Below are 11,725 nucleotides of genomic sequence, written 5' to 3'. Positions count from 1 at the left end.
GAGCCGATAATAGTAATAGTGCCCAAAAAACGCCGACTCGATCGTGGTTCTCGCCAAAAGTCTGTCCTGGAGCAGGGGGGAATTTGTTAGACCACAGCTCTACCAGCTCTTCGAGCGTCCACAGTTCGGTTTCGCTAGTATAATTGACGAGAAATTCTGATACTAGTGCCGCCATTTCGGTCAAATTTTCATCGTGAGCCAGTCCGACGATCGTTTGAGTTGCTTGTTTGACCGACATGATTTTACCCCGCAGTGGGCGATGTCTGGCGGTCGGTTTGGCAATTTTTTCAGCAATTTGGCTCAATTGTTGAATCAGATCTTGCAATGTCACCGGACGCGTCCGAGGTGGTGGCGAAGTCAGACGGCGGCGAATGTGTCGCTCTAAATTGCGCGGTAATCCTGATGTGGCGATCGGTTCAAAATCGAGATCTTCTTCGATAAAGTCGAAATCTTCTCCCTGCGTTTGGCTCTGCTCTAAACTCTGAGCTTTAAGTAATACCAACATTGCCGCCCATAAAAAGGCTTGCCCAGATTGCGACAGATTGGCTTGCTTGTGCGCCAAGGATGCGTCAGCTTGCAGGGGCAGCTTGCTTAGGTGTAGATCGATCGCGTCGATGACTTTGACATCCCACGGGTCGATTTCACCACGCTGGGCGAGATCGATCAGCATCGCAATCCCCATCTGTGCCAGGGTATAAGGATCGACTTGAGGCTCGACAGGCGGGGATAGGCGATGGGGGGTGGATACCATTCTGGGAAGTGGGGGGAGTAAGAAGTACAGTTCGGCTATCGCTCACTGACCGGAGTAAGGAGTAAGAAGTAAGAAGTAAGGATTGGGTTTGCAATTATTTCTAACACCTACAAACCTAAAGCCTAGAACCTAAAGCCTAAAACCTAATACCTAAAGCCTAAATCGCGTTAATTGGTAACTTTACAGCAAATTCAGCATAATTAACGTTGCTAAATTGAGTATTTTATGAGTTAAAAATTACGGTAATTACTACCCGATCGCACCTTGCCTCAATTAAATCGTCCTCTCCCAGTCCCCCAGTCCCCCAGTCTCCCCTTAATCCACCCGATAACCGAGTTCTGCCAATCGCAAGCCAGATTGTCGCCATTTGGGTTGAACTTTGACAAATAATTCCAGATAAACCTTGCCAGCAATCATTTTTTGCATTTGCTCTCTGGCATTACTACCGATTTGCTTGAGCATTTGGCCGCCTTTACCGATTAAAATCCCTTTTTGCGAATCGCGTTCGACATAGATGGTGGCTAGTACGCGAGTAATTTTGGCATCTTCTTGGACGCGATCGATCGTCACGGCGACAGAGTGAGGCAATTCTTCACGCGTGAGCAGAATGATTTGTTCGCGAATCAATTCGCCCATGATAAACCGTTCGGGCTGATCGGTGACTAATTCGGGGGGATAATAATATGGGCCGATTTCGAGATTTTCACTCAAACTAGCTTGCAGTCGATCTAAACCCGTTTCGGTGACAGCGGAAAAGTTCACTACTTGCCAATTATGAGTTTGAGCGAGTTCGAGATAGCTACCTTCGATCGCATCCAAATGAGAGCGGCTGAGATCGGTTCGCAAATCGATTTTGTTGATACCCAAAATAATTGGCGTTTTGACATTAATCAGCAACTCGGCAATAAACCTGTCGCCACCCCCAGCAATCTCCATCCCATCGACTACAAATAGTACGACATCCACCGCCCCGATCGCACTTTGGGCATTTTTAACTAAGACTTCGCCGAGTTTGTGGTGGGGTTTGTGAATGCCGGGTGTATCCACAAAAATCATTTGCGCCGTATCGGTGGTCAGGATGCCCTGTAAGCGGTTGCGAGTGGTCTGGGGTACCGGGGAGACGATCGCGATTTTTTGACCGATGAGTTGGTTCATTAGCGTGGACTTACCCACATTCGGTCTACCAATAATACCCACAAAACCCGATCGAAATCCCTCTGGTGCAGCCGGAATCAATCCTAAGCCTAAATCTTGCGGTACTTTAGCCTCACTAGCTTTTTGAGCCGATAGATAGGCTTCGACTACAGACGTATCGGGTGGTGTGACGGGTTGGGATCGATCGGTCATTTGCTGCTCGCTGGTGATTCTCTTTCAGATCTTACCGCAGTCATCGCTAATACTCGATCGGACTCGATCGATAAACTTTACCCAGATTTCGTTTAGCGTCCAAATTTTGGTTAAATCTTGGCGCGCGATGGATTCGTCTACACCCTGACAAATGCGGTAGAGATACACAAACGCCGATACCCGTTTATTAGCAGCACAATGGACGAATATTTTATCCTCTGGATGTGCGTCCATTACCGTTCTGAATGCCTGAAAATCCGCCAGGGTTGGCGCATCCCACTCTACCGGAATCTGAATATATTCTAATCCTAGCTCACGCGCGATCGTAGCTTCATTTGCCAGTGCATTCGGCGAATCATTCAAGGCAAGATTGATGACAAGCGTATAACCCGCATTAACAATAGCCGGATACTGCTCTACCGTCGGCTGTCCCGCAGTCGCCAATCGAGCGGAAATCTGGAGAAAATTAGCGATATTTTCAATCTGAGTACCCATCACGATAATCCTCCATAACTAAAAACATCCCGCAACCGATCGAGAATTGCCAGCTAATATGGGTAAAATGAGGAAGGAGTACTTACTCGCCGAGATCGCGTCCACCTCAAATTATATGCGAAGCGACTTAAATACGACGGCATCCATCGATGCTAACCTCGAAGAACGGCTTGCCAAATTTGCCCGATCGTCGCAAACTGGAGTTTGGACTCATTTAGACAAACGCCAAATCGTTGCAGATATTCGCGACAGGCTTATCGATCCTTACCAAATTCAGCAAGGAGAACAGCCGTTTTGCGGCCCTGCTGCGGTAGTATTTGAATTAATCCGCAAACAACCAGCTCGGTATATCGATATTTGTCAAAGTTTATACGAGCATGGGCGGTTTGAAGGCTATACCAAAACCATCAAAGTAGCTGGTAGATTGTGTCGCAGCTATGGCAATCTCAGAATGGCGCAAGCCGATTGGATGCTGCTGGCTACCCTCCGCGATTGTGCGACGATCCTACCCGTACACCCCAAAGCACCCAGACTAATCCGCGAACTTAGTGGTATCACTCAACCCTGGGAAATTAACGGCTGGGTAAAAGAACTCCTCGGCTATTCCCAAACCAAATCTCATCCCACGATTTTATCAGGTGAATTTCGCGCGCTCCAAGTAGCGGACGACATTATTAAAGCTGGCGGCGTAGCCTTTGGATTGATTAATTCTCAAGGTTTGCTCGGTAGCAACTCGTTTCTAGCCTCCCGATTTCACCGGATCTATCCCAATCATTGGGTGACAATTTTAGGAGACATCTCGATCGAACCCCCAACTAAAATAACGAAAAACAAGCACAGTCGAGTCCGATTCGACATGTATTCCTGGGGACGAAAAATCCACGTCAATACCGACACCGCAACGATTAAAGATTTTTTCTGGGGCGTAGCCGTCGGGAAGTTAAATGGGGAAGTCAGTTAGATCGTTTATTTGAAGCGATCCATTTTTTCTTGGTTTAACATATACAAAATTGTCTGACAATAAGGCTGATAATATCCTTCATTATCTGTCTGACTATAGTAATGAATCAATTTATCGATCTCATCTTCAGATAAAATTAATTCTAACTCCTCACCGTAAATACCCTCGATCGCACTCGCTCTAGTAGCTTGCAACTTACGAATATTTAAACTCAGTCGTTCGATCGTTTCTGTAGCTCTTTCGGCTTTTTCTGGTTCGCGAGTCGGTAAAATCTGACCGTCAACTGTATATTCAAAGAATTCACCACAATCAGCTATCAGCGGCGATACTAGTAATCGATCGTCGAACCAATCACCTTTACCCATTCCACAATGCCTGGGTTCTTTTGGCTGAATTTTTTGCTGACAAGAAGCTAACAGATTAAAATAGTCTAATTCTAAATGGGGATATTCTGTCTGCGGTTGAAAATGTTCGATATGACTATCGGTTCGGACGATTCTTTCGCCACAATAACAACAAATATGCCCTTGCTCGGTAATTAAGTGTTGATGAAATTGTTTTTTATCTTCACCTCTCAATAATTCATAATTTGGTTGCCAATCTTCATTTGCCTGTGCTTTGAAATTCGCCAAAACTTCCGGCTCAGTAGTTTTACGAATATACTTCACCGCCCGATAATCTTCCGCCGTTTAATTGTTGCTTCTGCTTTTACTAGTTCTGGCTCGGCTATGCCAATTTTGTCACCTAATTCTTTGACTATCTCTTTAGCACTTTCTAGATCGTTATTATTAATCGTTCTAAACAGTTCCGACATCCGATCTTGAACCTCTTGCGGACGTTTGGAGACACCTAATATATCTTCTAAAATACGATTGCTATCTAATCCATAAGAACTATCTGGGCGTTTGACGACCACATTGTCGCCATCATAATCGAGGATGTGAATACATTCAGGATCGACATGACTCAAAACTTGAGGTGAGTGGGTAGTAACGATAAATTGACAGTTGGGGAATGTCTCAGTCAAGCGAGGAATAATCATCCGTTGCCATGCGGGATGTAGATGTAATTCGATTTCATCAATTAATACCAGTGCTGAAGCTTCCAGCGGGTTTTCCAGATTTTTATTGTTTTCAGCTAGTTTTCTTGACAAATCACTTACCATTGCCAATAAATTTTTCTCACCGTCAGATAGTAACTCTATCGCTATTTCTCGATTTAATTTTTTAATAGTCATCTTATCAATTGCTCGTTTAAACGTCAAGTTTGTATAACCTTTGCCCAGCAATGAATAAACTGTTTGACGGACGGCTTCAAGTTGAGGATGACGATACTGATTATCATCTGACAACCTCTGTTCATTTTCTAAATCTTCTGTTTCTTTAAACCACTTAGAGAAATCTTTGAAATTGATGACCTCATCTATTTCTATTTTTTCATGTAAATATGCAGATGGAGGGAAATCGTTAAGCTCTGATATTAGCTCTGCATAATCTATGACTCGACGATTTGAAAGATAGTAAAAATAATTGCCGATCGATATTAAATTATGCTGACGAACAATTTTTTCTTTTAATTTATCATGTACTGCTTCCCATGACCTGTAATCGTTATCATCCTTGAATTTAATTAATCTCCATTCAGTAGTATTATCGCCGCAGTCAATCACTACATTGCTATCAGTATAATTTTCTCCGTTGTGTATGTCTGACAATGAGAGAATTTCATTGAAATCAGGAATTAGTCTTGCAAGTCTAGCAGGGCGATGAACAATAGATTCGCCATCAAACAAATATGCCTCGCGAATTATTGCATAGTATTTTACTAAAAAATTTATGCAGTCAAGAATACTAGATTTGCCGACACCATTAATACCTACCAAGACAACAACATTGCGTTCCATATTGAACACTAAATGTAGATCTTTAATTCCGCGAAAATTATGGATTTTTAATTCTTTGACATGCATGATTCGATAGGATAACTGGGCTGGAGTCGATCTCAAATAATATCAATCGGTGTTGCCGTTTACATACAAATTTGTTGGCGATCGTAGTCCTCTACCCCACCCCAGCCCTCCCCTTATAAAGGGGAGGGAGCAAGAAAGCCCCCGTTTATAAGGGGGGTAACTCAACCTAAAACGACGACTGAATTTAGCTTACTGGGGGCGATTGAGGACGATCGGATGTATCTCCGTTGGCAAGTTTTATCTTTAAATTATCGGTAACTTTGACGCTTTCTCGATCGCCATTATGAGTCGGCGCGGGTGGCGGTGCTAGCGTCACGGCGGGAATTAAATTGTCGATAATTGTCGAGTCTGGTGCTGTTGGTTCGCCATTTACTTGGTGTCCGGTTTGATTCCAGAGAATCATCGATAACAAGCCATCGACTAAACCATTACCACCACCATTATTACCGCCTACCATCACATCGGGAATCAATCTGACGTGTCGATCGCCGATAATTTGCATTAGTTGCATGGCAGTATAACTTTGTCCGCCTAGTGCGGCAACCCCAGCTTGATAGGTTTCGGCTTTAGCCGTACCTGTGGCGCGAATCCCTTCGGCTTCGCCAATGGCGCGGAGTTTAATCGATTCGGCTTCCCCAGTAGCTTTTTGAATTTGGGCACTGGCTTGGAGTTCGGCGATTTTGACGCTTTGCTCGGATTTGACCATTTCTTGCTGAATATCAGCTAGAGCGGTTTCGCGAACTAGTTGCTGGCGTTGGGTTTGCGCCATTTTCTGCACTTCGTAGGTTTTTTCTTGCTCTTGGGCAATTTTACGATCGGTTTGAGTCTGCATCAGGGATGCGGGCGGTTGAATATCACCAATTAGGGTATCGATCGCATTGACATCGTAATTATAGAGGGCTTTGCGGATATATTCAGCGGCTTCGAGTTGGCGTTCCGATCGAGCTGTCAAAAAATCTAGTACGGTACAATTTTGGGCGGAGTTGCGAAAATAGTTACCGATGGTGGGTTCGAGTACGTGATCTACTAAGTTTTGCATCGAACCGACGCGGGAAATTACTTTCGGGGCATTATTGGCGGCGACGTGGATGATTTGGGCAATTTCTAGTGCGAACGAGAACCCATCCCGCGATCGAACGTTGAGCGATTCGAGTTTAGCATCATAACTGTGGCGTTCCGTCCGTGCCGACCAGTTTAAGACGATATTTGTCGTCGGTACCAGTTCCACCTTCATAATTTGAATATTCAGCGGATGTTTGCCGGGATAGAGCGGTTCTACCCACACCCCTTTATGTCCGGGATTGACTAAATTACCATGAGTAAAACTCGCACCACTGACATCTACCTGCGCTTTCCCCACATAAGAAATTACCACGCCCACATACCCGATCGGAATTTCCGTCATCGGAATTTGTTGCACCTGCACGAACCAGGGATTGAGGTTCCACGAACCAGATAGGAGAATTTGCTCTTGTAACCCCCTACTTCCCCCCGCATTGAGGAATTTTTGCACGTTTTGAAAGTTATTGTGCCCTTCAATTACCGCACCCGCAATTTCCCCAGGCGTAATCGGAATCCCGTCTAGAGTAGTCACGATGCCGACTTTATCCGCGCTGACTTGATATACCCGCAACTGAGCCGCAGACATCTCGTGTTGGTCGGCATTTGCCGCCATAATTACCTTAAATAAGGCGGTATTAATCCGATAGGTACCAGCAGTCAAAAATCCTAACTGTCGCCCCTTCTCGCCCCCCTGAGTGAGGAATTTACGCGCATCTTGGAAGTTATCACAATTAACGATCGTCCCCAAAATTCGTTCCGAGGGAATCGAACTACCATCCGCCGCGACAATTAGGGCAATTTCCCCCTGTGGGACGACGACAACCTGTTCTTTCTTGACTCCATATTGCCACGGCCAATAGCCCCAATGCCAGCCCGGAGCAAGGGTATCGGCTTGCAATCCCGCCTCGCCATTGAGGGCAATTAACCGATCGGGCGATAAACCTTTCCCCGATATGGTAAATTTCTTAACAACGATGCCGACTTCGCGTTCGCCGATGACAACTAAACCACCGAAGAACAGGGGAATGGCAACGATCGTACCACCGATAACCAAGAGAATAATCAAACCGCTCAGATCGCCTAAAACTACTTTACTAATTACGGGCGCATCTTGTCTGGAGGGTTGAGCGATCGTGCTAGATTCGCTATTACTAGGATCTGCATGGACGGCATCGATAGATCCGGCTAAGGCAATTGTCGTGGCAATGGCAGCAGTGTAACCAAGTACGGAACCAGAGCGTGCGAGAATTTTTCGGAAACTGTACATATATTTCGCCCTAATAGGCAATTAATCTCTACAGTAGCACTTCAATCGCAACCTACTAGATTTCGTCAACTTCTCTTCAATTTTTAGATCGAAAGAGAGCGAGTGAAAAAATCCACTCGCTCTCTTTAAATAACACAGTTTCCTGGGATAACATTTACTCTGACTGTGAATGAATTAATTAACGGATACTGGGATCGCGATATGCTGGTGCGTCATCGCGGTTGCTGTGACTCTCTTTACGTCGTCCCAATAGTCCAAACAAGCCAGTCAAACCAGCAAGTCCCCACAGACCCCGATCGTCGTTGCGGTCTTCATAAGTAGTAGTTGTAGTGCCTTGAGTGCTATTGCGGGGGGTCGCAACTTGAGCCGAAGCAGGCACAGTCATGGGGATAAAGGCAATACTTGTAGCGAGAATGCCAGCACTAATTAATTTGAGAGTAGAGGATGGTTGCATTGTTTGGAACTCCTGATTTTAAAGATGTTTGTTTGTAGTTGGCGATAGCCTGCCGTTAGGCACAGGCAGACGTTTCACGTTGGCGGATCCTTACCTTTGGCATTACGGAACGAGAATGCCTGTAAGTTATTGACTCAATTACTTCCTAATTTAACCGAGCTAGTTTTAAAAGAACTCTGTCATAAGTTCTATGTTAAAAAAATGGAAGTAGTCCTAAAGGTGTAAAGTGTGGGAAATGTGGGAGACCTTTTCAAGATAGTGGATAGTGGATAGTGGATAGTGAATAGTGAATTCTGAATGTCCGATTTACCGATGCAATTGCCAACCGAATTACCCCTCATCTTGGCTGGGCCGATGTTGCGGCACACCACACCGGAATCGGTGACGGTTTGGGTTGCACTTAAAGCGGCTTGTCGCGTTACCTTGCAAATTTTTGATACTCAAGCTAGCGGGCATCAGATCGGCAGGAGTTTGTTTGCGGGTAGTCGCGAGACGATCGCCCTCGGCGCGCATTTACATATCGTCGCGGTTACAGCGACGGCACAGCAAGGCACAGAATTAACAGCCGTTGGCGGAAAGCCCGCTCTCCTGGAGAATGGCATTTATGCGTACGATTTAACTTTTTCGCAACTAGATCGGGTCGAGGCAGATCGCTCGTCACCCCAGATAGTATCGATGGTGAATATGCCGAATTTGAATATTAGCTATTTTGAACATAGATATCCCACCTTCGTCCTCCCGCCCAACCAGCTTGCAGATCTGCGGATCGTACATGGTTCCTGCCGCAAACCGCACGGGGCTGGATTGGATGCCCTGACAATTCTCGATCGGCTCCTCGCCACAACAGCAGATCGACCATCCGAGCGTCCCCAGCAACTGTTATTCACAGGCGACCAAATTTATGGCGATGACATCACCGATCCCTTATTGTGGGCGGTTAGTAATCTCAGCGATCGACTATTGGGCTGGACTGAAAAATTGCCAATTGCCAATCCGCCAGCACCAGGCACCTTTGGCAATCGCGCCGAAATTGCGACGCAGCAAGCAGGTTTAACTGGGGGATTGCGCCATCGACCGCAGAAAGTTAGCAATCATTTATTCAGTTTTGGTGAATATACCGCAACTTATTTACTCACATGGTCGCCTGCATGTTGGACGCAAATATTTCCGTCTGGTAGATCGCTAATTAAAGATCGTCAAGCTGCTAAAAAGTGGGATTTACAGGTACAACAGCTCAAGCAGTTCATTGCTGGATTAGCAGACGTTCGCCGCGCGCTGGCAAATATCCCCCTCTATACAATTTTCGACGACCATGAAGTCAGCGACGATTGGAATCTGAATCAGGCTTGGTGCCTGCGGGTACTGGGACGACCTTTAGGCATACAGGTGGTGCAAAATGCCCTGCTAGCATACACAATTTTTCAAGCCTGGGGAAATACGCCGGATCGATTTAAGCCGGATACAGCGGGCGGGAAACTGCTAGCCGCAGCACAAACTCGCTCGGCAAGTGGCGGGCGAGATCTTGCCGCTAATCTAGAGATCGGGCGACTGCTAGGAATGTCTCAAATCGAACCTCTGACGGGATTGCCCAAATTTGTCAAAGATGGGGAAGTCTCGATCCTCGATCGCGACCCGGAGGCGGTAAGCTGGCATTATACGATCGAGAGCAACTGTCACCAAATCATTGTCTTAGACACCCGCACCTGGCGCGGTTATCATCTCGATCGAGCGGTTATCGAGCCACCAATGCTATTATCGCCCACAGCATTCGATCGTCAATTAATTCAGCCGCTCCAAGCTCCACATCCCAGCGACGCACCCAGACAAACATTCATCGTCGCACCGACAAATCTATTTAGCCTACCCGTCATCGATTTAATTCATTACCTGTCGCTCAAATACCATACCGCCAATTCCCAACGGTACGAACGCATATTTGCCGCCGATGTCGGCGATGCTTGGAATATTCACACCCCCGCTCTAGCGCGCCTATTAACGATCCTCTTAACTCATCGCGATCGGATTGTCGTATTATCTGGGGATATTCATTACGGTGCGGCGGCGCAATTATCTTATCGTCAGATGTCTAAAAATTTATCATCCGTACTGGTGCAACTGACAGCCAGCGCGTTCAGAAATGAGGAAATGAAGACAAAACTGCTGCACACTCGCCTCAAAGATTGGTTATTCCCCGCCAAAATCCGCCACTCGATCGGCTGGAATAGCCCACCGCAAATGTTACCATTTAGAGCGCGGCAACCTAGATCCCAGCTCCAATCGCCTCACGACTGGGAATGCACCCTCAGATCGATCGAACGTCAGCGCGCGCAATTAACAACTGGAAATCGTGCCGATCTGATTGTTGAAAATGTCCGAGTCAACAATTTTTTACAACCATTAATGTGGTGGAAATCTGGTTGGTTTCAAGACAATCGCGAAATCGTCGGTATCAATAATTTAGCCGTAGTAACATGCCAATCTGAATCGATCGTTCAAGATTTGTATTGGTACTTTCCCCAACACCCCAATCGACTGGTATACAGTCGTTTTATCGCACCATTCGATCCTGGTATTAAATGATAGTGTTATTTTAGATTAATGATGGACTCACGCGATCTGAGATCTCATTTTCGAGCCTTTGCTGGGGCAGAACGCTACAGTAAATTCCTGAGCTGTATGAATCTAACATCCCGCGTCAAAGGGCGTTTGTTATACTGGCAAGAACAGCTCTGGGATGCTTTTATATCCTCTTCTGGGTTTCAATCGATCGATTTTGTGGATCTGGTTGAGATTTTCGGTATTTGCGAGACCCACGATTGCCCGTTGCAGGTTCCCGCCGAGCGCAAGCCTCTGCCTGAAATTCGCCATACACCTGAATATGCCACAGCCAGGGAAACTATCTTCCCCTGTGCCGATAGTAACTGGATCTGCCTTGACTGTCGGGCGGCGGCTCAACGTTGGATTGATGAAAACGCCGAATTGTGCAGCCTCCTCCGGTGCCAAACCACATACATAGGCTTTTACGAACGGCGCGGTTTGACAGATCCTGGTAACAAATTTCCAGAATCAGTGATGTTAAGAATCATGGAACGCGAACGCGAAATCGCAGCAGGAATGCGACCTGGCGATGAGTTGTGGGAATGGGATAGCGGTGGCAGTAATTTCGGTAAAGGAGGTCTTGCAGTGGTTCGTGACGGTCGCATCATCCGAAAATGGTCTGAATTCAAATAAATCCCAGACACTCCCCGCTCCCCGCTCTCTTCTCGATCTTTTTCATACTCCGTTGGCGAAGCCTCTTCTAAGGAACTTAGCTGAAACTGGCTCAGAGCAAGGATCTGTAAATTGGGTTGAAGCATGAAATTAGGGCGTGCCCAAACAAAGTTTCTTTCACCCTTTAGACGACATTTATGTCGGCTCAG

At 46.2% G+C, this 11,725-nt stretch carries 10 protein-coding genes; 3 read left to right on the top strand and 7 right to left on the bottom strand.

The genetic code is table 11. The features are described 5' to 3' along the window. The 3 genes from RMO79_RS23405 to RMO79_RS23395 all read right to left on the bottom strand — a co-directional run. A partial coding sequence (locus RMO79_RS23405) for a segregation/condensation protein A (RefSeq protein ID WP_310485674.1) occupies nt 1–751 on the bottom strand: 751 nt, incomplete at its 3' end. A gap of 315 nt (nt 752–1,066) precedes the next feature. Next, nucleotides 1,067–2,098 carry a GTPase Era gene (gene era / locus RMO79_RS23400; protein ID WP_310485673.1) on the bottom strand — a complete coding sequence of 344 codons (1,032 nt, stop codon included), beginning with the start codon at nt 2,096–2,098 and terminating at the stop codon, nt 1,067–1,069. Between the two features lie 24 nt (nt 2,099–2,122). Further along, nucleotides 2,123–2,593 (bottom strand): protein tyrosine phosphatase family protein, encoded by a 471-nt coding sequence (locus tag RMO79_RS23395; protein WP_310485672.1) that lies wholly within the window; start codon nt 2,591–2,593, stop codon nt 2,123–2,125. Nucleotides 2,594–2,708: 115 nt separating this feature from the next. Here RMO79_RS23395 and RMO79_RS23390 point away from each other — a divergent pair, with 115 nt between their 5' ends. After that, nucleotides 2,709–3,554: a hypothetical protein gene (locus tag RMO79_RS23390; RefSeq protein WP_310485670.1), complete on the top strand. Its 846-nt coding sequence runs from the start codon at nt 2,709–2,711 to the stop codon at nt 3,552–3,554. A 5-nt stretch (nt 3,555–3,559) separates the two neighbouring features. Here the strand turns inward: RMO79_RS23390 and RMO79_RS23385 are convergent, their stop codons facing one another. The 4 genes from RMO79_RS23385 to RMO79_RS23370 all read right to left on the bottom strand — a co-directional run bounded on the left by RMO79_RS23385 (nt 3,560) and on the right by RMO79_RS23370 (nt 8,306). Next, a complete protein-coding gene (locus RMO79_RS23385; RefSeq protein WP_310485669.1) occupies nt 3,560–4,222 on the bottom strand; it encodes a retron system putative HNH endonuclease in 663 nt (220 codons plus the stop codon). Further along, nucleotides 4,219–5,523 (bottom strand): AAA family ATPase, encoded by a 1,305-nt coding sequence (locus tag RMO79_RS23380; protein ID WP_310485668.1) that lies wholly within the window; start codon nt 5,521–5,523, stop codon nt 4,219–4,221. The genes RMO79_RS23385 and RMO79_RS23380 overlap by 4 nt, the downstream gene beginning before the upstream one ends. 184 nt (nt 5,524–5,707) lie before the next feature. Further along, a complete protein-coding gene (locus RMO79_RS23375; RefSeq protein ID WP_310485667.1) occupies nt 5,708–7,852 on the bottom strand; it encodes a flotillin family protein in 2,145 nt (714 codons plus the stop codon). A 178-nt stretch (nt 7,853–8,030) separates the two neighbouring features. Beyond that, a complete protein-coding gene (locus tag RMO79_RS23370; RefSeq protein WP_310485666.1) occupies nt 8,031–8,306 on the bottom strand; it encodes a WGxxGxxG family protein in 276 nt (91 codons plus the stop codon). A 297-nt stretch (nt 8,307–8,603) separates the two neighbouring features. Between RMO79_RS23370 and RMO79_RS23365 the strand changes: the two genes are divergently transcribed. Both RMO79_RS23365 and RMO79_RS23360 read left to right on the top strand, forming a co-directional pair. Further along, nucleotides 8,604–10,886, top strand: a complete 2,283-nt coding sequence (locus tag RMO79_RS23365) for a PhoD-like phosphatase (RefSeq protein WP_310485665.1) — start codon at nt 8,604–8,606, stop codon at nt 10,884–10,886. Nucleotides 10,887–10,904: 18 nt separating this feature from the next. Continuing rightward, nucleotides 10,905–11,537, top strand: a complete 633-nt coding sequence (locus RMO79_RS23360) for a hypothetical protein (RefSeq protein WP_310485664.1) — start codon at nt 10,905–10,907, stop codon at nt 11,535–11,537. Nucleotides 11,538–11,725: the final 188 nt, after the last annotated feature.

This window comes from Chamaesiphon sp. VAR_48_metabat_403 (genome assembly GCF_031422475.1).
Classification (GTDB): Bacteria; Cyanobacteriota; Cyanobacteriia; order Cyanobacteriales; family Chamaesiphonaceae; genus Chamaesiphon.
This window is presented reverse-complemented; position numbering and strand designations above follow the sequence as displayed.